The organism is Noviherbaspirillum sp. UKPF54 (genome assembly GCF_007874125.1).
GTDB lineage: Bacteria > Pseudomonadota > Gammaproteobacteria > Burkholderiales > Burkholderiaceae_D > Noviherbaspirillum.
The window spans coordinates 2,689,855-2,715,491 of record NZ_CP040128.1 but is presented as its reverse complement, the minus strand read 5'-3'; the positions used below and the strand labels follow the sequence as shown (position 1 = coordinate 2,715,491).

Sequence of the window (25,637 nt, the reverse complement as noted above, 5' to 3'; positions counted from 1 at the left end):
TTACAATGAGCCGCCCGGCAAGACAATAAGAAGCAAGCGCCGGCACGGTAAATAACCATAATGAACACAGGGAGAATCCATGGCGGACGCGACCATCGGCGTCTATGCCCGCGGCATGCCGGCGGGACGGACGGAGCCGGCGTTGCAATCGGCAGCCGGCGCGGCGCGGCGTGATGCCGTCCGGGCTGGCGCGAAGCAGGGCGATGCCTTGCGGTTCAGCTTTACCGGCAGCGGTTCCGAATATTTCCGCATCTGGATCGTCAACCTGCTGCTGACGATCCTGACCCTGGGCGTGTATTCCGCCTGGGCCAAGGTCAGGCGTCTGCAGTACTTCTACCGCAATACCCGCATCGACGGTTCCATCTTCGACTACCACGGCAATCCGAAGGCGATCCTGAAGGGCCGCATCCTGGCGCTGGCGCTGCTGGCGGCCTACAAGATTTCATTCGACGTCTCCAAGCCGGTCGCGCTGCTGGTGGTGCTGGTACTGGCCGCCGTCATGCCCTGGCTGCTGGCACGCGCGTTCCGCTTCAAGATGGCCAACTCCAGCTATCGCGGACTGCGCTTCCATTTTCGCGGTACCGTCGGCCAGGCTTACCGCATGCTGATCCTGTTTCCTGTCGTGCTGGCTTTCATCGGCGTGTTCGTGTGGAGCCTGGTCACGTCGTTCTCGCGCAATCCCGGCATCGGCACGCTGCTGATCGTCGGCCTGCTGCCGCTGCTGGCGCTGGGCGCGACCGTGCCGCTCGCGCATTACCTGCTTAAGCGCTACCAGCACGACAACACCGATTTCGGCCAGGCGCCGTTCTTCTTCCATGCGCGTCCGGCCGACTTCTTCAAGATTTACGGCAAGGCGGTCGGGTTCTTTTTCCTCGGATCGATTCCCGCGGCTGTGTTCGCCTTCCTCACCATGGGCCTGTACAAGGTCTTGCTCGACACGATCTTCGGCTGGCTGTTCCAGCTGCTGTACGGCTTGATGAGCGCCTACGCGTTCTACCTGTTCGTGCGCACCTACCTCGAAAGCCGCATCCAGAACCTCGTGTGGAACCATACCGAGCTCGGCGAACACCGTTTCGAAAGCAAGGTCAGCGCGCGCAAGCTGCTTTGGATACATGCCAGCAACCTGATGCTGACCACGCTGACCTTCGGCCTGTACAAGCCGTTCGCGGTGGTGCGCCTGACGCGCTACCGGGTAGAGAGCATGGCGCTGGTTCCCGCTGGCAGCCTGGAGGATTTCCTGGCCGACCAGACAGTGGACCATGCCGGCGCGGTCGGGCAGGAAGCCGGCGACTTGTTCGACATCGATATCGCCCTATGATCAACGCCACCTATTTCGATGGACAGAGTTCGCGCCGCCAGCCGGTCGAACTGCTGATCCACAAGCGGATCGTCGCCATCATCGGGCCCGATGTGCGGCGCTCGGTGCGGCTGTCCAGGATTGACGTTTCCGAGCCGCTGGAACATGCGCCGCGCATCCTGCGCCTGCCCGGCGGCGGCTTCGTCGAGAGCAGCGATCCCGGGCTGGAGCGCCTGTTGCGCAAGAATGGCTATCGCGAGCCGCGCGTGGTGAAGTGGCAGCGCAACTGGCCGCTGTCGCTGCTGGCGCTGGTGTCGCTGCTGGCGCTCTTGGTCGCCGGCTACCAGTGGGGCTTGCCGTGGGCCGCCGACACGGTCGCGCAGCACTTGCCCGCCGCGATCGAAAAGAAGATCGGCGACGGCGAGTGGCGGCTGATCGACAACGTCTACATGGAAGCGTCCAGGCTGGACGAGGCGGAACAGGCGCGCTTGCGCAAGATGTTTGCGGCCTTGCGCCAGCCGCGCGGGGAAAAGACGCCATACCGGCTTGAATTCCGATACAGCAAGGTCGGCCCGAATGCCTTTGCGCTGCCCAACGGGGTGATCGTGCTGACCGACCAGCTGGTCTCGCTGGCGCAGGACGATCTGGCGGTCATGGGCGTGCTCGGCCATGAACTCGGCCATCTGCAGCGCCGTCATTCGCTGCGCCGGCTGCTGCAGGCGGTCGGCGTCGGCATGGCGGTCAACCTGGTGATCGGCGACGTGTCCAGCGCGCTGGCGACGATGCCGACGTTCTTGCTGGACCAAAAGTACTCGCGCGATTTCGAGCGCGAATCGGACCAGTATGCGATCGACATGATGCGCGCGAACGGCTTGTCCTTGTCGCCGATGGCGCAGCTGTTCGAAAAAATGGCGGACCAGCGGGAACGCGCGCAGCTTGCGCGTGCCACCCAGGCGGGTGCGCAGCAAGACGAAGGGGATGGTGGCGACGATGGCGACGAAGACGAGGAGGACCAGCCCGACGACAGACGCCAACCGCGCGAGCGCGCACCGGGCGCCAGGCAGGCCGATTACCTCAGCTCGCACCCGAGCGACGCCGAGCGCGTCGCCCGGCTCAGGGCCGCAGATGCGAAGCCGTAGCGGGCTGCGCCCGTCATAGCACCACCGGCCTGTCGGCCAGCTCGTTGGCGCGCGAGCCGTCGCCGGGATAGCGTTCCTGCAGCAGCCGGTTGAGCTGATCGAGCGCCGCCAGGACGCTGTCATGGAAGGCGCCGCGCGCAAAGCCGTGCGTCATCGTGTGGCACACCGCCTGCCACTCGGCGTTGGAAATGGCGCGCCCGGCGCCTCGGTCGGCGACGATCTCGACCTTGTGGTCGGCCAGATTCACGTACACCAGCACGCCGCAGTTCTCTTCGGTGTCCCAGACGCGGTAGTGCGCAAACAGTTCACGGGCGCGCTCGCGCGCGGACATGTGCTGCAGCACCGCCTGCAGGCCGAGCGCCGGTTCCACGATCATGCGCACCTCGGCGCGGTGCCGTGTTTCGCCGTCGGCGATGGCTTGTTCGATCGCCTTCAGCGTCGCAGGCGGAAAGGCGCGCCGACCCGTCGCGCTGGTCGCGGTCAGGTGCTTCCACAGCCGCGATAGCATCTTCGAATGCGTCTTCATTACCAGTCTCCCGATGCGCCGCCGCCGTCGGCGCTGCCGCCGCCGCCGGAAAAGCCGCCCGATGATCCGCCGCCCCAGCCGCCGCTTCTGCCACCGTTTCCGCCGTCGCCCCAGCCGCCGAAGCCGCCATATCCGCTGCCGCCGCCCAGGATGATGCCCGACGAGCGTCCCCAGCCGCCGCGGCTGTGCATGTAACGGCGCGCCGAGCGCGCTTGCTGCAGCAGAAACAGAATCATGAAGAGGAAAATCAGCGCCAGCGGGAAGGGAGAGAATCCCTCGTCCTGGTCGGCTTGTTTGCCTTGCGGCGCCGGGAATTTTTCCTGGTCGAGCAGGCTGGTGATGGCGGACACGCCTGCCGCCAGGCCGCCGTAGAAATCGTTCTGACGGAAATGCGGCGCAATCACGTCCTGCAGGATGCGCTTGGATTGCGCATCGGTGAGCACGCCTTGCACGCCGCGCCCGGCCTCGATGCGCAGGCGACGCAGGGCAGGCGGATTGTTCTTCGCCACCAGCAGCAGCACGCCGTCATCCACGCCCTTGCGGCCGAGTTTCCACTGATCGAACACGCGGATGCCATACTGCTCGATTGCCTCCGGTTCAGTCTTGCTTACCACCAGGATCGCGATCTGGCTGCCGGTGCGTTCTTCGTATTCCTTGAGCACGTTTTCCAGCGCGTCGCGCTGCTGGGCGGTGAGCATGCCGGCCTGGTCGTTCACGCGCGCCGTCAGGGGCGGCACCGGGACGAACTCCTGCGCGCCCGCCGCCGTCAGCAGCAGCGCCAGGATCATGCCCAGCAAGATGCGCAGAATGCTCATGACAGGCCTATTTTCCGAAATTCACCGCCGGCGCATTCGAGATTGCCTTCTCGTCTTCCACCATGAACGACGGCTTGACTTCATAGTGGAACATCATCGCCGTCAGGTTGGTCGGGAAGCTGCGGGCCAGCGTGTTGTATTCGCGCACGGACTGGATGTAGCGCTGGCGGGCGACGGTGATCCGGTTCTCGGTGCCTTCCAGCTGCGACTGCAGATCGCGGAAGCTGGCGTCGGCCTTCAGGTTCGGATAGTTTTCCGATACCGCCATCAGGCGCGACAAGGCAGACGACAATTCGCCCTGCGCCTGCTGGAACTTGCGGAACGCTTCCGGATTGTTCAGCACTTCCGGCGTGACCTGGATGCTGGTTGCGGCCGCGCGCGCCCGCGTCACCGCCTCCAGCGTGTCGCGCTCATGCGAGGCATAGCCTTTGACGGTATTGACCAGATTCGGGATCAGGTCGGCGCGGCGCTTGTACTGGTTGACCACTTCGCCCCACGCCGCCTTGACCGCCTCGTCCTTGGCCTGGAACTCGTTGTAGCCGCAGGCGGAGAGCAGTGAGGCGATCCAGGCGATAGACAGCCATTTGATCCAGATTTTCATGAGCTTTCCTTTGTTAAATATTGGTCTGGAAATACTGATAATTATTTATGGGTGGGATGACGCGGTTTCAACAGCACGGTGCTCATCGCCACCAGGATCAGCGCCATCGCCGCATAATCGGGCCAGTGCGGTGTTTCGCCCAGCAGCCAGGCGCCGGAAAATACGCCGAGCACCGGAATCATCATTACCGACAGGCTGGAGGCAATCGGCGGCAGCGTGCGCGCCAGCTTGAACCAGACGGTATGGGCAAAGCCGAAAATGATGGCCGCGTTGTACAGCATGGCGAGCAGCGTGGTGCGGTCGGGCCAGTGCCAGCGCGCGCTTTCGAACACGGCCGACACCAGCGTCATGGCGATCGCTGCCAGGCTCAGCATCCAGAAGGTAAGCGAAATGGTCGGCATGTCGATCGATGATCGCTTCAGCAAGACCGTGCCGAAGCCCCAGGCAGCGGCGGCGATCAGCGCCAGGATGCTGCCGAGCGGATTGCCGGCGAGGGCGGAAAATTCGCTCGACATCAGCAGCACGGCACCCGCCAGCGCACAGCCGATGCCGAACCACGCGCCGCGCGTCGGACGGTCGCCGAAGAACAGCAAGCCACTCAGCAGCGCCCACACCGGCATCGTGTAGCCGAGGATGGCGGCGCGCCCGGATGACAGCATCTTTACGCCGAGAATGATGAACACATGCCAGATCAGCATGTTCGGGATCGCCAACTTGATTACTTCCTTCAACTGGCTGCGCGGAATCGCAAGCGAGGCGCCCTGCATGCGCGCGGCCAGCCAGATCACGGGCAGGCCACCGATCATGCTGATGGTGCGAAAGCTCACCGGCGGAAAATCGCGCACGCCCAGTTTCATGACCGGCCAGTTGATGCCCCAGCAAAGGGTCAGCAGGATAAGCAGAATCCAGTCTTTGCGAGAAAGCGATGTCATGCAAAATGTCCATGGTCGATATCAGGGTCGCACGATAGCACGGCAAGTTACAATGCGCATTGTTAGGAATTTCTGGATTTCGCCGTGACTTTCATCAAAAAACTATCCGCCGCCTGGGCGGCAAACAATTCCCTGCTGTGCGTCGGACTGGACCCGGATATCGCGAAGTTTCCTGGCCAGTTGCAGGGCAAGCCGGATGCGATCTTTACATTCTGTAAGGCGATCATCGATGCGACGGCGGACGCAGCCTGCGCCTTCAAGCCGCAGATCGCGTATTTCGCGGCGCTGCGTGCCGAAGAGCAACTGGAGGAGATTTGCGCCTACCTGCGCGCGACCTATCCGCAAATCCCGATCGTGCTCGACGCCAAGCGCGGCGACATCGGCGCTACCGCCGAACAGTATGCGCGCGAAGCGTTCGAGCGCTACGGCGCGGACGCGGTGACGGTCAATCCCTACATGGGCTACGACTCGGTGGCGCCCTACCTGGAATGGAAGGATCGCGGTGTCATCATCCTGTGCCGCACTTCGAACCCGGGTGGCTCCGATCTGCAATTCTTGGATGCCGGCGGCAAGCCGGTCTATCAGCATGTGGCGCAGCTGGTGGCGGACAAGTGGAATACCAATGGCCAGTGCGGCCTCGTGGTCGGCGCTACCTTCCCCAATGAGCTGGCGCTGGTGCGCGGCATCGTCGGCGACATGCCGCTGCTGGTGCCGGGCATCGGCGCGCAGGGTGGCGACATCGAGGCGACCGTCAATGCCGGAAAGACGGCCGGCGGCACCGGCATGATGATCAATTCCTCGCGCGCGATCCTGTACGCGAAGCCGGATGAAAAGATCGGCGAGGATTTCGCGCAGGCCGCGCGCCGGGTGGCGATCGAAACGCGCGACGCGATCAACCGCTTTCGCGGCTGAAAAAACTAATACTGCTCGATAAAGCGCAGCAAGCCCTGCAGAGCGTGCATCACGGTCTGCTGGCGAACCGCCTGCCGGTCGCCGCTGTAGACGTGTCGCTCGGTGTAGGTGTGCTGGTGGTTGTTGCGCTCGATCGACCAGGCAAAGCAGACGGTGCCGACCGGCTTGCCGGGCACCGCGCCGCCGGGTCCGGCGATGCCGGTGGTCGACAGGGCCACATGCGCATTGCTGTTGGCCAGCGCGCCCTCGGCCATGGCGCCGGCGACTTCCTCGCTGACGGTGCCGAACTGCGCGATCAGCGCCGGCGAGACATCCAGCAACTCGCTCTTGGACGCGTTGGAATAGGTAACGAAGCCGCAATCGAACCATTCCGAAGAACCGGCGATCTCGGTGATCAACTGCGACACCCCGCCGCCGGTGCACGACTCGGCGGTTGTCAGCAGCAAGCTTTTTTCCTGAAGGGCGCGGCCGACGCGCGCCGCCAGATCCATCATGTCGTTCATGTCTCCCGCACTCCTTTCATAGCATCACTCTATTCTAGCCGTCCCGCTTGGCCAGTCCATCTTCGCTTGCTTCATCTTGCAGCCTGCCAAAGCCGCCGCCGCCGGGCGTCTCGATCACGAACAGGTCGCCCGGTTGCATCTCGGTACTGGCGATAAAACCGAGTTCTTCCCGCATTCCATCGGCACGGATCACATAGTTCCTCCCGCATTGTCCCGCTTCGCCGCCGGCCATGCCGAACGGGGCAACGAGGCGGTTGTTGGAGAGGATCGCCGCGGTCATTTTTTGCAGAAAGCGGATCTTGCGGATGCCGCCGTTGCCGCCATGCCAACGTCCTCGGCCTCCCGAATCGGGCCGGATTTGGTAGCTGTCCAGGCGCACCGGAAAGCGCCACTCAAGCACTTCCGGATCAGTCAGGCGCGAGTTGGTCATGTGCGTCTGCACCACGTCGGTGCCGTTGAAACCATCGCCGGCGCCGGAGCCGCCCGCGATGGTTTCGTAATACTGGTAGCGCTCGTTGCCGAAGGTGAAGTTGTTCATCGTGCACGGGGCGGATGCGAGCACGCCGAGTGCGCCATACAGTGCATTGGTAATGCAGCTCGAGGTTTCGACGTTGCCGGACACAACGGCGGCCGGATAGCGCGGATTGAGCATCGAGCCTTGCGGGATGATGATCTCGAGCGGTTTGAGGCAGCCGGCATTGAGCGGGATGTCGTCATCGACCAGCGTGCGGAACACGTACAGCACGGCGGCGGTGCAGATGGCGCTCGGCGCGTTGAAGTTGTTGTCGAGCTGGGGCGAGGTGCCGGTGAAGTCGATGACGGCGCTGCGCGCCTGCCGGTCGACGCGGATCGCCACCTTGATTGCCGCACCATTGTCGAGCCGGTACTCGTAGCTGCCGTCCCTGAGCGAAGTGATCACGCGGCGCACTGCTTCTTCCGCATTGTCCTGCACATGCCGCATGTACGCCTGCACCACGTCCAGGCCGAAGTGCCCGACCATCTTCAGCAATTCCTCCGCGCCTTTCTGGTTGGCGGCGATTTGCGCGCGCAGGTCGGCCAGGTTCTGGGGGATGTTGCGGCAGGGGTGGCGGCCGGACGAGAGCAGGGCAATCGTTTCCTGCTCGCGCAGACGCCCGCCCTGCACCAGCAGGAAATTGTCGATCAATACGCCTTCTTCCTCGACGACCTTGCTGGCCGGCGGCATCGATCCCGGGGTGATGCCGCCGATATCCGCGTGGTGGCCGCGCGAGCCGACGTAGAACAGGATGTCGTTGCCGGTCGCATCGAACACGGGCGTAATCACCGTCACGTCCGGCAGGTGGGTGCCGCCGTTGTAAGGGTCGTTCAGCATGTACACGTCGCCCGGCCGCATCTTGCCGGCGTTGGCGCGCATGATGGTCTTGATGCTGTCGCCCATCGAGCCGAGGTGCACCGGGATGTGCGGCGCGTTTGCGATCAGGTTGCCGCGCGCGTCGAACAGCGCGCAGGAAAAATCCAGCCGCTCCTTGATGTTGACCGAGAACGCGGTGTTCTGCAGGCGCAACCCCATCTGCTCGGCGATGCTCATGAAGAGGTTGTTGAATACTTCCAGCATCACCGGGTCGGCGCTGGTGCCGATAGCCTTGCTCCGTGAGCGTGCCGCGACGCGCGTTAATACCAAGTGATTCAATGCGGTCACTTCGGCGGCCCAGCCGGGCTCGGCCACGGTGGTGGCATTCTTTTCGGCGATGACCGCCGGGCCGTGCACGAGGTCGCCCGGTCGCATGTCTTCGCGCAGGTAGAGCGCGGCGTCATGCCATTGCCCGCCCGAGAACAGCCGCACTGTTTCCGCTGCCCGCAGCGGGCCCGCACGCGGCGGCAGGCATTCGTCACCGGCCTCGGCATCTTCGCAGGCGCCGATCGCTTCCACGGAAATCGCCTCGATCACCAGCGGTTTGTTCGGCATCAGGAAGGCATAGCGTTTCCGGTACGCCGCCTCGAATTGCGCCACCATGTCTGCGAGCGGTGAAAACGGCAGCACGACGGCGGAATCGGTGCCCTGGTAACGCAGGTGCACGCGTTCGACCACGCCGATGCGTTCCTGCGGCACGCCTTGCGCGGAGAGGTCGTCCCGCGCCAGCGCGGCCAGCGCCTGCAGCTTTTCCCGCAACGGCGGCATGGCCGGCGGCTCCAGCGCGATTTCCAGCGCCTGCTCGCGCATGGCGATCTGGTCCGCCAGTCCCATGCCGTAGGCGGACAACACGCCGGCCAGCGGATGCGCGAAGATGCGCGTGATGCCGAGCGCGGCGGCCACCAGGCAGGCATGCTGGCCGCCGGCGCCGCCGAAGGTATTGAGCGTGTATTCGGTGACGTCATGGCCGCGCTGCACCGAGATGAACTTGATCGCGTTGGCCATGTTGCCGACCGCGATGTCGATGAATCCTTCCGCCACCTGTTCGGGCGAGCCGCGCTTGCCGGTCGCGCGATGGATCCGGTCGGCCAGTTCGGCGAATTTCTGCGCCACGATGTCGCGGTCCAGCGGCTGCTCCCCCTGCGGGCCGAACACGGCCGGGAAGTAGGCCGGCTGGATCTTGCCGAGCATGAGGTTGGCGTCGGTGAGCGCGAGATTTCCGCCGCGCCGGTAGCTGGCCGGGCCGGGATTGGCGCCGGCGCTGTCCGGGCCGACGCGGTAGCGCGTGCCGTCGAAATGCAGCAGCGAACCGCCGCCGGCGGCCACCGTATGGATGCTCATCATCGGCGCACGCAGCCGCACGCCCGCCACCTGGGTGTCGAACTCGCGCTCGAACTCGCCGGCGTAATGCGACACGTCGGTCGAGGTGCCGCCCATGTCGAAGCCGATGATCTTGTCGAAGCCGGCGCTCGTGGCGGTGCGCGCCATGCCGACGATGCCGCCGGCCGGCCCGGACAGGATCGAATCCTTGCCCTGGAAACGGTGTGCGTCGGCGAGGCCGCCATTGCTCTGCATGAACAGCAGCCGTACGCCCTGCATCCGGTCCGCGACCTGGTCGACATAGCGGCGCAGGATGGGCGACAGGTAGGCATCGACGACCGTGGTATCCCCGCGCGGCACCAGCTTCATCAGCGGGCTGACCTTGTGCGATACCGAGACCTGGGTGAAGCCGAGCTCCCGCGCGATGCGCTCGATGGCCGCCTCGTGCTGCGTGAAGCGGTAGCCGTGCATCAGCGCCACCGCCACTGCGCGGTAACCCCGTGCATGCATTTCGCCCAGCTCGCGCCTGAATTGCGCCTCGTCGAGCGGCGTGACGATATCCCCGTGCGCGCCGATGCGCTCGTCGGCTTCCACCACCTGTTCGTACAGCAGCTCGGGCAGCACGATATGGCGGTCGAACAGGCGGGGACGGTTCTGATAAGCAATGCGCAAGGCGTCGCGAAAGCCCCTCGTCATGACCAGCACGGTCGGCTCGCCCTTGCGTTCAAGCAGGGCGTTGGTGGCAACCGTGGTGCCCATCTTGACGGATTCGACCAGGTGGGCCGGAATGGCGGCCGCCGGATCGAGCCCGAGCAGATGCCGGATGCCGGCGACAGCGGCGTCGGTGTAGCGGCCGGGATTGTCGGACAAAAGCTTGTGCGTCAGTAGCTTTCCATCCGGTCGGCGCGCGACGATATCGGTAAAGGTGCCGCCGCGGTCGATCCAGAACTGCCAGCGATCGTCCTGCCGCGGCGCGTTCATGGTCCGATCTCCGTCAGATGGCGCGCCACACGGCGAACACCAGCAGCGTGTAAAACGCGGCGACGATGTCATCCCACATCACGCCGAAGCCGCCTTTCAGGTGGCGGTCGAAATAGCGGATCGGGGCCGGCTTCACCATGTCGAAAAAGCGGAACCAGACAAACGCCCACAGCTGGGTATTGAAGTCGGCCGGCATCAGTACCAGCAGCACCAGCCAGAACGCGATGATTTCATCCCATACCATGCTGCCGTGATCGGCGATGCCGAGGTCACGCCCGGTCCGGTGGCAGGCCCAGACACCGACGACGAATCCGGCCGCGATGACGAGCGCCCAGTGCAGCGGCGTGAACCATTGCGGCCAACGCGTCGACAAGACATTGAACGCCAGCCACGCGAACAGCGTCCCGGATGTGCCCGGAACGACCGGCGACAGGCCGCTGCCGAAGCCTTGCGCCAGCACGTGGGCCGGATGGGACAGCATGAAGCGCGCGTTCGGCTTGGTGACGTAGGCGCTCTGGCCGGGTTCCAGTGTGGTCATGGGGAAGCGAAGTGGTCGAAAGAGGAGAGAGACAGATGAAGCGGCGCGCCGTGCGCATCGGCCAGGCGCAGGCCGGGCGTGGAATCGATGGTGCCGGCGCGGGTGACGGTGATGCCTGCCGTGCGGGCGGCGTCGAGGACGTCGGCGCGGCGCTTTGCCGGCGCGGTAAAGCACAGTTCGTAGTCGTCGCCGCCGGCCAGCGCGAAGCGGCGCCGCACATCCTGCGGCTGCATGGCCAGCATCGGCCCGGCCGGCAGGGCGTCGACGTCGAGCGTCGCGCCTACCCGCGATCGTTTCAGGATATGGCCGAGGTCGCCCGCCAGTCCGTCGGAAATGTCGATGGCCGCGTGCGCCAGGCCGCGCAAGGCCAGGCCGAGCGCCACGCGCGGCGTCGGCGCATGCATCCGCTGTCCCGCCGCTTGCAGGGCGGCGGCGTCCAGCGCGAGCTCGTTGCGGTAGCCGGCGAGCGCCAGACGCGCGTCGCCCACGGTGCCGGAAATCCAGATGTCGTCGCCGGCCTGCGCGCCGTCGCGCCGCAGCGCCTGGCCGGGCGCGACTTCACCGAACACGGTGATGCAGATGTTGAGCGGCCCCTTGGTCGTATCGCCGCCGATCAGTTCGCAGCCGTGCGCATCGGCCAGCGCCAGCATGCCCTGCGAAAAGGGCGCCAGCCATTCGGCCCGGGCATCGGGTAAGGCCAGCGCGAGCGTGAACGCCAACGGCTTCGCACCCATGGCCGCGAGGTCGGAAAGGTTTACCGCAAGACATTTATGGCCGAGCCAAAACGGATCGGCGCCGGGAAAGAAATGCCGGCCCTCGACCAGCATATCGGTGGAGATGGCCAGCTGCATGCCGGGCGACGGCGCGAGCAAGGCGCAATCGTCGCCCACGCCCAGTGCCACCCGGGCGGTGTCGCGCGCAGGGCGGGTGAAATACTGCGCAATCAGGTCGAATTCGGACAACATGCCGCGATTGTACCGAATGGCGCGGCGCTTGATCAGCCTGTTAAGTGATGGGATGGACTCCCCCCGTTTTTTTACGTCAAAGCGTATGCGCTGGTCGACGTGGGGACGGGGATCAGCCTTTAACGAAAGGAGTCCACAATGAATACTACTACTACCGTGGCTGTTGACTTGGCCAAATCCGTATTCCAGCTTGCTGTGGCCGATACCTCCTGGCGTGTTATCGAGCAGCATCGATTGACGCGCAGCCAGTTCGAGCGCTGGTTCCTCAATCGCAACGTATCGCTGGTCATCATGGAAGCTTGCGGTTCGGCCCATCACTGGGCGCGCTGGCTCAATAGCCTGGGCATCGACGTACGCCTGCTGCCCGCCGCCTACATTCGCGCCTACGTTCGGCGCAACAAGACCGACGCAGCCGATGCCTGCGCCTTGCTGGAAGCGGCGCGTTGTGCCGACATTGCCCCGGTCAAAGTCAAATCGATTGAACAGCAAGCCTTGCAGGGGCTGCATCGCACCCGTTCGCTTTGGATGGGTACCCGCACCTCGCGCATCAATGCCTTGCGTGGATTCTGCCGGGAGTTCGGTATTTCCGTTGCGGCTGGCAGCCGCAACGGCCTGGAACAAATCAGCCGTGTGCTGGCCGATCCGCATTCGGCCGTGCCTAACCTGATCAGAGGCACCATGAAACTGCTGGTCGAGGAAATCCGCCTGCTCGAAGCCCGCATCGCGCAGCTCGAACGCGAACTGACTACCTTGGCCAAGCAGAGTGCCGCCTGCACAACATTGCTGTCGATTCCCGGCATCGGCTTGCTGACTGCCACGGCGATGGTCGCCGCCACCAGCGGCAACGTGCAGCACTTCCGTGATGCGCGCCACTTTGCCAGCTGGTTCGGCCTTACACCCAAGGAATATTTGTCCGGCAGCACGCGATGCCTGGGCCGTATCTCCAAGCGCGGGGATCGCTACCTGCGCATGCTGCTCACCCACGGCGCGCGCTCGGTATTGCGTGCTGCCAGCGTGGCGCAGGCCGCCGGCCGACAGCTTGACGGGCTGCGGCAATGGGCATTGGCCGTGCAGGCGCGCAGCAACCATAACAAGGCCGCCTGTGCCCTGGCCAACAAATTGGCGCGCATCTGCTACGCGGCCCTGCGCGATGCCGAACCGTATACGGGAATGGTGACGCGCATGAAGAAAAAGATGGAACGCACCGCGTACGCGATGCCTGCCTGAGCAACCTGAATTGACTTTACCCCGCCAGCCTTTGCATAGAGATTGATCGCCCATCATGGCACCCCGGGAAAACCCCACACTGTTTGACGCCGATAACTCTTCCGGCAGCATGCCTGCCGCTTGTAGCGTATGGCGCACCGGTGACGCAGATTCCATGTCGGCACGGGCCGTTAAAGAGCCCATCATAGATGCCGGATATACGACTGCAGGCTTCTCCCTCATGCCATCCCTATCGATCAGTTTCTTGTACCTTGGGGGGAGTCCATATATGAGTGTTAGGCCGCATGCTGCGCGCGCTTGCCCAGTTCGCCGAGCAGTTGCAGGCGCACGCTGGCGTCCTGCGGCGCCACGCCGAAGCCCAGCATGATTCCCTGGCGATCATAAAAGCGGCAGATTGCGCTGGAGCCATTCTGCGTCGTATGCCACTCCCCGCCCGTCACGGCTGGCAGCGGCGGCGGCAGCAGGGCCAGCGGATAGCTGGGTGTCTTGACGACGACTGGCGCCGGCTTCAGGTCGATGTGCGTTGGCTGGCCGTGGATGGTGCGGGCAATGGCGCGCGCGGCCGTCATTAGCGGCGCTATGTAGGGCATGACGCGCGAGCCGTGCGCGTCGCTGTATTCGGCGCAGTCGCCCAGCGCATAAATGCCGGGTGCGCTGGTTTGTCCATAGGTGTCGACCACGATGCCGCGCGCCGTCTTGAGGCCGGCGGCCTGCGCCAGTGCCAGGTCGGGTCGCAGGCCGACGGCCGACAATACGAGGTCGGCGTCGATGCTCGTTCCGTCGGCCAGCGACACGCGCAGCGCCGCGCTGACCTGATCGACGCCAGCGGCCGTCGTGCCGCAGCGGAATGCCACGCCGCGTGCGCTCAAGGCGGCGTGCAAGCCACGCGATAGGGAAGGCGCGGCCAGCGCCGACAGCGGCAGGGTGTTCGGATCGACCAGCGTGACCTGGTGCCCTGCGCCGGCGAGGTCGTCGGCGAATTCGCAGCCGATCAGGCCGGCGCCGAGGATCGCCACCCGCGCCGGCCGACCCAGGGCCGCGATCCGGCTGCGCAACAGCGCGTAATCGTCGACATGGTTGACCGATACCACCTGGTGCGCCGCATCGCCGCCCAGCGCCAGCCGGATCGGCTGTGCGCCCAGGGCCAGCACGAGGCGGTCGTACTCGAAGGTGGCATTGCCAGCGGTAACAGTTTTGCCTGCGGCGTCGAGGTGGCCGACGCGTGTCCTGGTCAGGATGGTGGCCCCGAGCTGGGCCGCCATCTGCGCGGCGCTCTGGGTGACCAGTTGCCGCGCCTCCTTGTCCTGCGCGAAGGCGTTCGACAGCATGGGCTTGGAATAGAAGCCGCCGTCGTCTGCCGTCATGAGGATGATGGGCGTGGTATTGCCGAGCTTGCGCAGTTCGCGGGCCACGGTGTAGCCGGCCAGGCCGGTGCCGATGATGATGAGCGGCTTCATGTTTCTCCCTGGGTGCGGGTTATTTTTTCCCGCGCGGAGCGGGACAATCTGCTTCAGATTTCGACCATCTCGAAGTCGGCCTTGGCCACGCCGCAATCCGGGCATTCCCAGTCGGCCGGGATATCGGCCCATTTCGTGCCGGGCGCGATGCCGTCTTCCGGCATGCCGGCCGCCTCGTCGTACACGAATCCGCAAACGATGCATTGATAGGTTTTCATGGTGGTCCTCTCTGAATGAATGTCGGTTGGTCTGTATGGATTACTGCTGCGTGGCGGCCAGCGCCTGGCGGTAATTGTTCGCGTGGCGCTCTTCCACCTTGGCCAGCGCGGCGAAGCGCTTGGCGGCGATTTCGAGCGTGCGGCGGAAGGCGTCGGCGTGTTCCTTCGATTCGGCGATCTGCTCGTCGAACTCGGCTACCGCCGCCTGATTGCCTTCTTCCACGGCCAGGTGGCGGAACTTCGGATACATCTCGGTGTATTCGTAGGTTTCGCCTTCGATCGCGATTTCGAGGGCCTTGGCCGGGGTCAGCTTCGCCTTCGGATACAGCAGGTCGAGGTGGCCGAAGGCGTGCATGACTTCCTGCTCGGCGGTTTCTTCGAAAATCTTCGCCACGTCATGGGCGCCGGCTTCGCGCGCCAGTTTGGCGAAGTAACGGTACTTGATATGCGCCATCGATTCGCCGGCAAACGCGGCTTCGAGGTTCTGGACGGTGACGGAATTCTGCTGTGCCATGGTTCACTCCTGGGGTGTTTGTTAAAATCAATTAGGTCGGAGTGAATAATAGAATCTACATATTGATTTATGAAATTGATTGTTTAAATGAAATTGATAGCTTTTATGTTTTTCTGAGCCGGCGCAGCGAAAGAAATGCCCCAGATCGCATGGCGGCTGTTAGGACAAATACGTATAAAGTAAGATTATTGGCTCTGATAAAATCGTACGTTTTCGCAATCCAAAAAGGAACGCCGCATCATGGAATCTCCTGATCGTAAAGAAGAAATTCGCCAGCAATTGCGTCAAGCGGCGCTCGAATATCACGAATTCCCCACCCCCGGAAAAATCAGCGTTACCCCCACCAAGCAACTGACCAACCAGCGCGACCTGGCATTGGCGTATTCCCCGGGCGTTGCGGCCGCCTGCGAGGAAATCGTCGTCGATCCGGCCAATGCCTTCAAATACACGGCGCGCGGCAACCTGGTGGCGGTGATCACCAACGGCACCGCCGTGCTCGGCCTGGGCGCGATCGGCCCGCTGGCGGCCAAGCCGGTGATGGAAGGCAAGGGCGTGCTGTTCAAAAAATTCGCCGGTATCGACGTGTTCGACATCGAAGTCAACGAAACCGACCCCGACAAGCTGTGCGACGTGATCGCGGCGCTGGAGCCGACCTTTGGGGGCATCAACCTGGAAGACATCAAGGCGCCCGAGTGCTTCTACATCGAGCGCAAGCTGCGCGAGCGCATGAAGATTCCGGTCTTCCACGACGACCAGCACGGCACCGCCATCATCGTCGGCGCGGCCATCCTCAACGGTCTGAAAGTCGTCGGCAAGGACATCAAAGAGTGCAAGCTGGTGGTGTCCGGCGCGGGCGCGGCGGCGCTGGCCTGCCTGGACCTGATCGTCGACCTCGGCTTCCCGATCGAGAATATCTATGTGACCGACCTGGCTGGCGTGGTGTACAAGGGCCGCGCCGAACTGATGGACCCGGACAAGGAGCGCTTCGCGCAAGACACTCCCGCGCGCACGCTGTCGGACGTGATTCCCGGCGCCGACATCTTCCTCGGCCTGTCGGCCGGCGGCGTGTTGAAGCCGGAGATGGTCAAACAGATGAACGCCAGGCCGCTGATCCTCGCGCTGGCCAATCCGACGCCGGAAATCCTGCCGGAAGAAGTGAAGGCGGTGCGCGATGACGCGGTGATCGCGACCGGCCGTTCCGACTATCCGAACCAGGTCAACAACGTCCTCTGTTTCCCGTACATCTTCCGCGGCGCGCTCGACTCCGGCGCGACGACCATCACGCGTGAAATGGAAATCGCGGCGGTGCACGCCATCGCCGAGCTGGCGCAGGTGGAGCAGTCCGACATCGTTGCCACCGCCTATGGCATCAGCAACCTGTCGTTCGGTCCGGAATACGTGATCCCGAAGCCGTTCGATCCGCGCCTGATGATGAAGATCGCGCCGGCCGTGGCCAAGGCGGCCGAGGAATCGGGCGTGGCCAGCCGTCCGATCGCGGACATGCAAGCCTATACCGACAACCTGCAGCAATTCGTCTACCACAGCGGCAACTTCATGAAGCCGGTGTTCCAGATCGCGAAGAAGGCTCCCGCCAGCAAGAAGCGCATCGTGTTCGCCGAAGGCGAGGAAGAGCGCGTGCTGCGCGCGGTGCAGGTGGTCATCGACGAGAAGCTGGCCAAGCCGATCCTGGTCGGACGTCCCGCCGTGCTGACGCAGCGTATCGAAAAATTCGGCCTGCGCATGCGCCCCGATATCGATTTCGAAGTCGTCAACCCGGAATACGACGAGCGCTACCGCGAGTACTGGCAGGAATACCTGGCGATGACCCGCCGCAAGGGCGTCACCGAGCAGTGGGCGAAGCTGGAAATGCGCCGCCGCCATACGCTGATCGGTTCGATGATCGTCCACAAGGGCAATGCTGACGGCATGATCTGCGGCACCTTCGGCACCGTGCCGCTGCACCTGCACTATGTCGATCAGGTGATCGGCCGGCGCGAAGGCTGCAACGTCTATGCGGCGATGAATGTGCTGATCCTGCCGGACCGCCAGATCGTACTGGTCGATACCCACGTCAACGAGAACCCGACCGCGGAACAGCTGGCCGAGATCACCATCATGGCCGCCGAGGAAATGCGGCGCTTCGGCCTGCAGCCGCGCGCGGCCTTGCTGTCGCATTCCAATTTCGGCAGCAGCAACAGCGAGTCGGCCAAGAAGATGCGCGCCGCTCTGGAACTGGTGCGCGAGCTGGCTCCGGAACTCGAAATCGATGGCGAGATGCACGGCGACGCCGCACTCAACCCGGAACTGCTCAAGACGATCATGCCGGATTCGCCGTTGAAGCGCGATGCGAACCTCCTGGTGCTGCCGAACATCGATTCCGCCAACATTTCGTACAACCTGCTGAAGACCGCCGCCGGTAACGGCATTGCGGTCGGCCCGATCCTGCTCGGCTGCCGCAAGCCGGTGCATATCCTGACGGCCTCGGCTTCGGTGCGCCGCATCGTCAACATGACGGCGCTGTGCGTGATGGATTCGGTGGCGCAGCGCTGACCGGCACGCCGGCCTCCACGCCTTTTCGCGCGAAAGCCGCTCGCCCTGACGGGGAGCGGCTTTTTTTACGTCAGGAGCGGCCGGTCGCGGCCGGCGGCTGCTTGATTGGCACCAGCCCGGTCTGCACCAGGGGCGCCGCGCGGTCACAGTGGCCCGGCTGGTCGTCGAAGAAGATATGCGGCTTGAAGGCTGCCAGCACATCGGATTTTGCGACGCCGCCCATGAAGAAGGTTTCGTCGATCGCCACGTCCCAGGCGCGCAGCGTGCGGATGACGCGTTCGTGCGCCGGGGAAGAGCGCGCAGTCACCAGCGCGGTGCGGATCGGCGCCGACCGGCCGTCGGGCGAGGTGAGATTGTTCTGGATGTAGGACAGCGCCTTCAGCAGGCGCGCAAACGGCCCTTCCGGCAAGGGCTTCAGGGCGTTTTCGCGCTCATGGTTCTCGAAAGCCTCGATGCCTTGCGTCTGGAAGATCTTTTCCGATTCATCGGAAAAGATCACCGCGTCGCCGTCGAAGGCGATGCGGATCTGGTCCAGTTCTTCCAATGCGTTTTCCGGCTTCTGGTAGAGCCGGGCGGCCGCCACGCCGGAATCGATCGCCGCCTGCACGTCGTCTTCGTGCAGCGACAGGAACAGGCTCACATTGAACGCTTTCAGGTAAGGCGCCAGGGACGAGCCTCCCGACAGCACGGCGCGCGTGATATCGAGGTCGTAGTGCTTGATGGAATTAAAGATACGCATCGACGTTTCCGACGAATTGCGCGACATGATGACGACTTCGACGAAGCGCCGGTTATGCGTCAGCACGTTAAGCTTGAGCAATGCGCGCACCAGCGCGAAACCGGCGCCCAGTTTCAGGATTTCGTTTTCATTCTCGATCTGGTGCCGACGGTAGGCTTCCAGCCCCTGGGTGCGGAAGATCGCTTCCTCCGCCTCCAGGTCGAACAGGGCGCGGGACGAGATGCCGACGACGAGCAGGTTATCGAGGGAAACGGGCATGGAGGTTCTTCGCGGAGAAATGGAGCAGTACCGCTGCAGGAGCGGCATCTCACCGCATTATATACAGATGGAGCATCTCGAATGCCGCCGCTAAAAATGAAAAATGACCTTCATCTCGGCGACGTTTGTCGATCCGGAAATCGTCCGCCGCACGGTTCAAGAGGGCGCTGGCCAGGCATCACAAGTGGCCGCGGATGATGCCGGCCAGGCGATCGAAGGTCGGGCCGATCATCTCGCTTGGCACGCAGGCGTATCCCAGGATGAGGCCAGGCTTGGCGCGCGATGGTTTCATGTAATAGCCCGACAGCGGCCGCGCGATGATGCCTTGCTCCTGCGCCTGGCGGCATATCGCGGCATCGTCGCAATGCTCGGGCAGCAGCAGCGCCAGATGCAGCCCCGCGTCGTCGCCGGAAATCGCCAGTGCGTCGCCGAAGTTGCGGCGGATCGCTTCCCGCAACAGCTGCTGGCGCTCCGCATACAGCACGCGCATGCGGCGGATGTGCGACGCAAAATGCCCTTCCGCCATGAAGTCCGCCAGCACCGCCTGCGTGAGCAGCTGTCCGCAACGGTAGAGATCCGACAGTCCGGTCGCGAAGGCGCCGGCCAGCGTCGGCGGAACGACCACGAAGCCGACGCGCAGGCCCGGGAACAGCGTCTTGCTGAACGAGCCGAAATACAGCACGCGATCGTGCGTATCCATGCCCTGCAGCGAGGCCAGCGGCCGGCTGGCGTAGCGGAATTCGCTGTCGTAGTCGTCCTCCATGATCCAGACGTTATGCATGTCGGCGTATTCCAGCAGCATGCGCCGGCGCGACAAGCTCATCACCTGCCCCAGCGGGTACTGGTGCGACGGCGTGACGAAGATGAAGCGCGGCGGGTGGCGCAGGTCTGGATCGCGCGGGCTGATGCCCTCGGCGTCGACCGCGATCGGCACCGTTTTCAGGTTCAGCGAGGTCAGCACGTTGCGCGTGCCCCAATAGCAGGGATCTTCCACCCAGGCGCGGTCGCCGACATCGGCGAGAAGCCGGGACGCGAGGTCGATCGACTGGTGGATGCCGGAGGTGACGATGACCTGGTCGGCCGCGCAGTTGACCGAGCGCGCCACGCGCAGGTATTCGGCGATCGCTTCGCGCAGCGGCAGGTACCCGCTGCCATGGCCGTAGGTCAGGAGGTCCGAGCGGGAGCGTCGCCAGTACTTGTTCTGCAGCCGGCTCCACACCTTGTTCGGAAACGCGGTCACGTCCGGCACGCCCGGCATGAACGCGCCCCACTGCAACCTGTAGGCGCCGGCTTGCTTGACCAGCTGCGCGCCGCGTTCCGACAGGCCCAGGCTGCCGGCCTGTCGCGGGCGCAGGGAGTCGCTCTCGGCCACTTCCGGGATCTGGTCCGGCACGGTGTCGGCCACGAAGGTGCCCGCTCCGGTACGCGTTTCCAGATAGCCCTCGGCCATCAGCTGTTCGTAGGCGTAGGTGACGGTGTTGCGCGCGATGTTCAGTTCGCGCGCGAGATCGCGCGAGGAGGGCAGCTGCAGGCCGACCGGCATCACATGGGCCAGGATGGCTTCGCGGATCACCTGGTAAAGCTGGCGGTTGACTGGCTTGCCGCAGCTGCGGTCGATGCGCTGCAGCAGGAAATCGGAGAGGGAGGCGACCCGCAAAGTGGCTCCATTGAATAATTCAAAGTGGATCTACATTGTAGCGCCAAAGCCGCCGTAGTATCTGCTCCACAACACAGAAATGGAGCAGACATGAAAAACGCTGATTTACAAAAGCGCAAGGACAATGCGACGCCGCGCGGCGTCGGAGTGATGTGCCAGTTCTATGCGGACCGCGCCTCCAACGCCGAAATCTGGGACGTGGAGAACCGCCGCTATATCGACTTCGCCGCCGGCATCGCCGTGCTCAACACCGGCCACCGCCATCCGAAACTGATGAAGGCGATCGAGCAGCAGCTCGGCCGTTTCACCCATACCGCGTACCAGATCGTCCCCTACGAAAGCTATGTCGAGCTCGCCGAGCGCATCAATGCGATCACGCCGGGCAATCATCCGAAAAAGACCGCACTGTTCTCGACCGGCGCCGAAGCCGTGGAAAACGCGATCAAGATCGCCCGCGCCGCCACCGGCCGCTCGGCGGTGATCGCCTTCACCGGCGGCTTCCATGGGCGCACCATGATGGGCATGGCGCTGACCGGCAAAGTGGTGCCGTACAAGGTCGGCTTCGGCCCGTTCCCGGGCGAGGTGTATCACGCGCCGTTCCCGATCGAGATGCAGGGCGTCAGCACCGAGGACTCGTTGGCAGCCTTGCAATACCTGTTCAAGGCCGACGTCGATCCCAAGCGTGTCGCCGCGATCATCCTCGAGCCGGTGCAGGGCGAGGGCGGGTTCTATGCGGCGCCGGTTGATTTCATGCGTGCGCTGCGCGAGCTGTGCAACCAGCACGGCATCCTGCTGATCGCCGACGAGGTGCAGACCGGCTTTGCCCGCACCGGCAAGCTGTTCGCGATGGAGCATTACGGCGTGGTGCCGGACCTGATGACGATGGCCAAGAGCCTGGCGGGCGGCATGCCGCTGTCGGCCGTGTGCGGCCGCGCCGAGATCATGGACGCGCCGGCTCCCGGCGGACTGGGCGGCACCTACGCCGGCAATCCGCTGGCGGTGGCATCCGCGCTCGCGGTGCTGGAGGTGATCGAGGAAGAAAAGCTGGTCGAGCGCGCCGAGCGCCTTGGCATGCAGTTAAAGGAAAAGCTCCATTCGCTGCGCAAGAAGGTGCCGCAGATCGCTGACGTGCGTGGACTGGGTGCGATGGTCGCAGTCGAGTTCAAGAAGCCCGGAACCGGCGAGGCCGATGCGGATTTCGCTAAAAAAGTGCAAACATGCGCACTGCAGAAAGGTTTACTACTCCTGATCTGCGGCGTATATAGCAATGTAATCCGCTTTTTGTTTCCGCTCACCATCGGCGACGATGTGATGGACGAAGCGCTGGGCATCCTGGAAGCGGCATTGCTTGAGGCTTGACATGTTGTAAAGCCGGAGCGGCAATGCACCGCTTCCGGTCGATAAATGGAGACACTCCGTGATACATACAGAAAAGCGCGACACGCTGGTCGAATTCCGCGGCGTCAAGAAGACCTATGACGGCGAACACCTGGTCGTCAAGCACCTCGACCTCAACATCGAGCGCGGCGAATTCCTGACCCTGCTTGGGCCATCGGGCTCGGGCAAGACCACCTGCCTGATGATGCTGGCCGGGTTCGAATTCCCGACCGGCGGCGAAATCCGGCTCGACGGCCAGCTGCTCAACAAGGTGCCGCCGCACAAGCGCAACATCGGCATGGTGTTCCAGAACTACGCGCTGTTCCCGCACATGACGGTGGCGCAGAACGTCGCCTATCCGCTGACCGTGCGCGGCGTCGACAGCAGCACGCGCGCGGCCAAGGTGAAACAGGCGCTCGACATGGTCCAGATGGGGAAATTTGCCGACCGCTATCCGGCGCAACTGTCGGGCGGCCAGCAGCAGCGCATCGCACTGGCACGCGCGCTCGTATTCGAACCCAAGCTGGTGTTGATGGACGAACCGCTGGGCGCGCTTGACAAGCAATTGCGCGAGCACATGCAGCTGGAACTGAAGGCGCTGCACCAGCGCCTCGGCGTCACCTTCGTCTACGTCACCCACGACCAGAGCGAGGCGCTCACCATGAGCGACCGCGTCGCGGTATTCGACCAGGGCGTGATTCAGCAGCTGGCGGTGGTCGACGAGCTGTATGAATACCCGCAGAATCAGTTCGTTGCCGGCTTCATCGGCGACAACAACCGTCTGACCGGCACCGTGGCGAATGTCGCCGGCGGCCAGTGCGCCATGCGCCTGCCGGATGGCAGCCTGCTGGAAGGCCTGAACATCAATGCAGCGCAAGCCGGCCAGCAGGTGACCGCCTGCGTACGGCCGGAGCGCATCCACTTGCACTCGGGCGACACGGCAGTGCCCAATGCGCTGCTCGCCACCGTGTCCGACATGATCTATTTCGGCGACCACGTGCGCGTGCGCTGTGCGCTCAACAAGCAGGATGACTGCTTCGTCAAGATCGCGCTCAACGACAAGGCCTTGCCCGGGCTCGAAACCGGCATGCCGGTCCGGCTGGGCATCGAGCCGGAGCGCCTGCGCATCTTCAGCTAAGCGATATACAGGATGACGCCCCCGCACAAGAAGGGGCGAATCCAGTGCTGCCCGGCAGGACGACCGGGGAGCCGCACCGATCCCTTTCAACAACAGTACGAGAGAAGGAGCACAAATGAAAAACGCACTCAAACCGATCCTGCTGGCTGCCGCCATGGCCGCCGGCTTTGCCCATGCCGGCGAAATGACCGTAGTCAATTTCGGCGGCGCCAATGGCCTGGCGCAGAAGGCCGCCTATGTCGAGCCGTTCCAGAAAGCGAGCGGCAACAAGGTGACGGTCGTCGAATACAACGGCGAAATGGCCAAGCTCAAGGCGATGGTCGAGACCAAGAAGGTGAGCTGGGACCTGGTCGAGATCGAATCCGGCGAAATCGGCCGCGCCTGCGACGAAGGGTTGCTGGAAAAGATCGATATCAGCAAGATCGGCAAGAAGGAAGACTTCATGCCGGCCGCTATCCATGAATGCGGCCTCGGCGCGTTCGTCTGGTCGACCGTTCTCGGCTATAACGCCGACAAGCTGAAGACGCCGCCGACGAGCTGGGCGGACTTCTGGGACGTCAAGAAATTCCCGGGCAAGCGCGGCCTGCGCAAGGGCGCTCGCTTCAACATGGAATTCGCGCTGATGGCCGACGGCGTGGCGCCGAAGGAAGTCTACAACGTCCTGTCCACCAAGGCCGGTGTCGATCGCGCATTCAAGAAGCTCGACGAGCTGAAGGGAAATATCCAGTGGTGGGAAGCCGGCGCGCAGCCGCCGCAATTCCTGGTAGCGGGCGACGTGGTGATGTCTTCCGTGTATAACGGCCGCATCGACGCCGCCCAGCGCGAAGGCAAGAACCTCGCCATTTCCTGGAACGGTTCGGTTTACGATCTCGATTACTGGGTGATTCCGAAGGGCGCGAAGAACAAGGACGTCGCGGAAAAATTCATCGCCTACTCCAGCACGCCGGAAGCGCAGCATGTCTATGCAACCAAGATCGCCTATGGTCCGGTGAACAACTACGCGTTCAAGCGCATGGATTACAAGCTGCTGTCGCAGTTGCCCACATCGTCCACCAATGCCAAGACTGCGGTGCAGGCTAACCTGAAGTTCTGGGCCGATCACGGCGAAGAACTGGAACAGCGCTTTGCCGCCTGGGCCGCGAAGTAATCCTGCCTCCTCCGTCCGGATGGGCTACTCCTGCCCATCACGGCCGGTTTGATGCCGTATCGCTAAACGCAGTACGGCATCTTTTCACCCTGATTGATATTGCGATATGACTACTTCCGCAATCGCTCCGGCCATCGATCTGCCCATCGCCGAGCCATCTACCGCGCAGCTGAAGCGCGAACTGCATCGGGCTCAATTGCGCAAGCGCCTGTCAGCCATTGCGCTGATCGCGCCGCTGATGATTTTCCTGCTGGTTGTATTCGTCGCGCCGATTGCGATCCTGCTCAAGCGTGCCGTCGAAAACCCGGAAGTCGCAGACACCCTGCCCAACACCGTGGTGGCGCTGAAGGGCTGGAAGCGCACCGGCACGCCGCCGGACGCCGCGTATGCCGCGCTGGCTGCCGATCTTGCCGTCGCACGCGAGCACAGCACCGCCGGCAATCTGGCGCGCCGCGTCAACAGCGAACTGCCCGGCGCCCGCTCCGTCATCATGAAAACCGCGCGCGCCATGCCGCTGCAAGGCGCCGACGGAAAACCGATGACGCCGCAGGAAACCAGGCAGGCGCTGATCGACATCGATGAGCAATGGGGCAAACCGGAATACTGGCAGGTGATTGCCAAGAACGGCTCGCGCTATTCGCCATACTATCTGCTCGCATCGCTCGACCTGCGCCAGGACGGCATGGGCAACATCGTGCACATGGACGAGGATCAGTCTGCCTACCAGCAGATTTTCATGCGCACCTTCGTCATCAGCCTTGGCGTGACCCTGTTCTGCCTGCTGCTCGGGTATCCGCTTGCATACTGGCTGTCGACCATGCCGGAACGGCGCGCCAACCTGTTCATGATCCTGGTGCTGATCCCGTTCTGGACCTCGATCCTGGTGCGCGTCGCCGCCTGGATGGTGTTGCTGCAGTCGGAAGGATTGGTCAACAAGACCCTGATGGCGCTGCACCTGACCAACTCGCCGCTGGAGTTGCTGTTCAATCGCACTGGCGTGTATATCTCGATGACGCACATCCTGCTGCCGTTCATGATCCTGCCGATGTACAGCGTGATGAAATCGATCCCGCCGTCTTACATGCGCGCCGCGGTCTCGCTCGGCAGCCATCCGTTCGCCGCGTTCTGGCGCGTGTACGTGCCGCAGACCTATCCGGGCATCGGCGCCGGCGCGCTGCTGGTGTTCATCCTCGCGCTTGGCTACTACATCACGCCGGCGCTGTTGGGCGGTACCAACGAACAGATGGTCAGCTACTACGTCGCCTACTTCATCAATGTGACGATCAACTGGGGCATGGCGTGCGCGCTGGGGGCTCTGCTGTTCGCGGCAACGCTGGTGCTGTACGGCGTGTACCGGCGCTTCGCCAAGATGGACGTGAGCATGGGATGACTCTCTCTCTCCCGCCTGCGGGAGAGGAGAGTGAAAAAGGAAAAAA

General features: G+C 63.7%; 22 protein-coding genes. 9 read left to right on the top strand and 13 right to left on the bottom strand.

What is annotated here, in order from left to right:
- Positions 1–79: 79 nt before the first annotated feature.
- Together FAY22_RS12445 and FAY22_RS12440 are read left to right on the top strand one after the other, a co-directional pair.
- Positions 80–1,318 carry a YjgN family protein gene (locus FAY22_RS12445; protein WP_246860496.1) on the top strand — a complete coding sequence of 413 codons (1,239 nt, stop codon included), beginning with the start codon at positions 80–82 and terminating at the stop codon, positions 1,316–1,318.
- Positions 1,315–2,436 carry a M48 family metallopeptidase gene (locus FAY22_RS12440; protein ID WP_146330498.1) on the top strand — a complete coding sequence of 374 codons (1,122 nt, stop codon included), beginning with the start codon at positions 1,315–1,317 and terminating at the stop codon, positions 2,434–2,436. The genes FAY22_RS12445 and FAY22_RS12440 overlap by 4 nt, the downstream gene beginning before the upstream one ends.
- 13 nt (positions 2,437–2,449) lie before the next feature.
- Here the strand turns inward: FAY22_RS12440 and FAY22_RS12435 are convergent, their stop codons facing one another.
- Genes FAY22_RS12435 through FAY22_RS12420 form a run of 4 tightly spaced genes read right to left on the bottom strand, consistent with a single transcriptional unit; the run spans position 2,450 to position 5,310 of the window.
- On the bottom strand, positions 2,450–2,962 hold the full coding sequence (locus FAY22_RS12435; protein WP_146330497.1) for a TPM domain-containing protein: 513 nt from the start codon (positions 2,960–2,962) through the stop codon (positions 2,450–2,452).
- A complete protein-coding gene (locus FAY22_RS12430; RefSeq protein ID WP_146330496.1) occupies positions 2,962–3,777 on the bottom strand; it encodes a YgcG family protein in 816 nt (271 codons plus the stop codon). Before FAY22_RS12430 ends, FAY22_RS12435 begins: the two co-directional genes overlap by 1 nt.
- 7 nt (positions 3,778–3,784) lie before the next feature.
- Positions 3,785–4,378 (bottom strand): LemA family protein, encoded by a 594-nt coding sequence (locus FAY22_RS12425; RefSeq protein WP_146330495.1) that lies wholly within the window; start codon positions 4,376–4,378, stop codon positions 3,785–3,787.
- A 41-nt stretch (positions 4,379–4,419) separates the two neighbouring features.
- Entirely contained in the window at positions 4,420–5,310 is an 891-nt protein-coding gene (locus FAY22_RS12420; RefSeq protein ID WP_146330494.1) for a DMT family transporter, read from the bottom strand.
- Positions 5,311–5,394: 84 nt separating this feature from the next.
- On the opposite strand from FAY22_RS12420, the gene pyrF reads away from it, so the two are divergent.
- Positions 5,395–6,222 carry an orotidine-5'-phosphate decarboxylase gene (gene pyrF / locus FAY22_RS12415; RefSeq protein WP_146330493.1) on the top strand — a complete coding sequence of 276 codons (828 nt, stop codon included), beginning with the start codon at positions 5,395–5,397 and terminating at the stop codon, positions 6,220–6,222.
- 5 nt (positions 6,223–6,227) lie between these two features.
- On the opposite strand, the gene FAY22_RS12410 is transcribed toward pyrF, so the two are convergent.
- The 4 genes from FAY22_RS12410 to thiL are packed head-to-tail and all read right to left on the bottom strand — an operon-like array spanning position 6,228 to position 11,919.
- Positions 6,228–6,725: a CinA family protein gene (locus tag FAY22_RS12410; protein ID WP_146330492.1), complete on the bottom strand. Its 498-nt coding sequence runs from the start codon at positions 6,723–6,725 to the stop codon at positions 6,228–6,230.
- Positions 6,726–6,759: 34 nt separating this feature from the next.
- Positions 6,760–10,416, bottom strand: coding sequence for a hydantoinase B/oxoprolinase family protein (locus FAY22_RS12405; RefSeq protein ID WP_146330491.1), 3,657 nt, complete (start codon positions 10,414–10,416; stop codon positions 6,760–6,762).
- 13 nt (positions 10,417–10,429) lie between these two features.
- The gene (locus FAY22_RS12400) at positions 10,430–10,954 is read right to left on the bottom strand and encodes a phosphatidylglycerophosphatase A (RefSeq protein WP_246860495.1); all 525 of its coding nucleotides are present in this window, start codon (positions 10,952–10,954) and stop codon (positions 10,430–10,432) included.
- Positions 10,951–11,919, bottom strand: coding sequence for a thiamine-phosphate kinase (gene thiL / locus FAY22_RS12395; protein ID WP_146330490.1), 969 nt, complete (start codon positions 11,917–11,919; stop codon positions 10,951–10,953). Before thiL ends, FAY22_RS12400 begins: the two co-directional genes overlap by 4 nt.
- A 138-nt stretch (positions 11,920–12,057) precedes the next feature.
- Here thiL and FAY22_RS12390 point away from each other — a divergent pair, with 138 nt between their 5' ends.
- On the top strand, positions 12,058–13,146 hold the full coding sequence (locus FAY22_RS12390) for an IS110 family transposase (RefSeq protein ID WP_146330489.1): 1,089 nt from the start codon (positions 12,058–12,060) through the stop codon (positions 13,144–13,146).
- A 275-nt stretch (positions 13,147–13,421) separates the two neighbouring features.
- On the opposite strand, the gene FAY22_RS12385 is transcribed toward FAY22_RS12390, so the two are convergent.
- Genes FAY22_RS12385 through FAY22_RS12375 form a run of 3 tightly spaced genes read right to left on the bottom strand, consistent with a single transcriptional unit; the run spans position 13,422 to position 15,335 of the window.
- Positions 13,422–14,603, bottom strand: coding sequence for an FAD-dependent oxidoreductase (locus FAY22_RS12385; protein WP_146330488.1), 1,182 nt, complete (start codon positions 14,601–14,603; stop codon positions 13,422–13,424).
- Between the two features lie 53 nt (positions 14,604–14,656).
- Positions 14,657–14,821, bottom strand: coding sequence for a rubredoxin (locus tag FAY22_RS12380; RefSeq protein ID WP_146330487.1), 165 nt, complete (start codon positions 14,819–14,821; stop codon positions 14,657–14,659).
- A gap of 40 nt (positions 14,822–14,861) precedes the next feature.
- Positions 14,862–15,335 (bottom strand): rubrerythrin family protein, encoded by a 474-nt coding sequence (locus FAY22_RS12375; RefSeq protein WP_146330486.1) that lies wholly within the window; start codon positions 15,333–15,335, stop codon positions 14,862–14,864.
- 240 nt (positions 15,336–15,575) lie between these two features.
- Between FAY22_RS12375 and FAY22_RS12370 the strand changes: the two genes are divergently transcribed.
- Entirely contained in the window at positions 15,576–17,885 is a 2,310-nt protein-coding gene (locus tag FAY22_RS12370; protein ID WP_146330485.1) for an NADP-dependent malic enzyme, read from the top strand.
- A 70-nt stretch (positions 17,886–17,955) separates the two neighbouring features.
- On the opposite strand, the gene FAY22_RS12365 is transcribed toward FAY22_RS12370, so the two are convergent.
- Both FAY22_RS12365 and FAY22_RS12360 read right to left on the bottom strand, forming a co-directional pair.
- Positions 17,956–18,882 (bottom strand): 5'-nucleotidase, encoded by a 927-nt coding sequence (locus FAY22_RS12365; protein ID WP_146330484.1) that lies wholly within the window; start codon positions 18,880–18,882, stop codon positions 17,956–17,958.
- Between the two features lie 178 nt (positions 18,883–19,060).
- Entirely contained in the window at positions 19,061–20,539 is a 1,479-nt protein-coding gene (locus FAY22_RS12360) for a PLP-dependent aminotransferase family protein (protein ID WP_146330483.1), read from the bottom strand.
- A 90-nt stretch (positions 20,540–20,629) separates the two neighbouring features.
- Between FAY22_RS12360 and FAY22_RS12355 the strand changes: the two genes are divergently transcribed.
- The 4 genes from FAY22_RS12355 (at position 20,630) to FAY22_RS12340 (ending at position 25,591) form a co-directional block, all read left to right on the top strand.
- Entirely contained in the window at positions 20,630–21,898 is a 1,269-nt protein-coding gene (locus tag FAY22_RS12355; protein WP_146330482.1) for a 4-aminobutyrate--2-oxoglutarate transaminase, read from the top strand.
- 58 nt (positions 21,899–21,956) lie between these two features.
- Positions 21,957–23,054, top strand: a complete 1,098-nt coding sequence (locus FAY22_RS12350; protein WP_210411819.1) for an ABC transporter ATP-binding protein — start codon at positions 21,957–21,959, stop codon at positions 23,052–23,054.
- Positions 23,055–23,169: 115 nt separating this feature from the next.
- Positions 23,170–24,201, top strand: a complete 1,032-nt coding sequence (locus tag FAY22_RS12345) for an ABC transporter substrate-binding protein (protein WP_146330481.1) — start codon at positions 23,170–23,172, stop codon at positions 24,199–24,201.
- Positions 24,202–24,307: 106 nt separating this feature from the next.
- Positions 24,308–25,591 carry an ABC transporter permease gene (locus FAY22_RS12340; protein WP_146330480.1) on the top strand — a complete coding sequence of 428 codons (1,284 nt, stop codon included), beginning with the start codon at positions 24,308–24,310 and terminating at the stop codon, positions 25,589–25,591.
- The last annotated feature ends 46 nt before the right edge of the window (positions 25,592–25,637 follow it).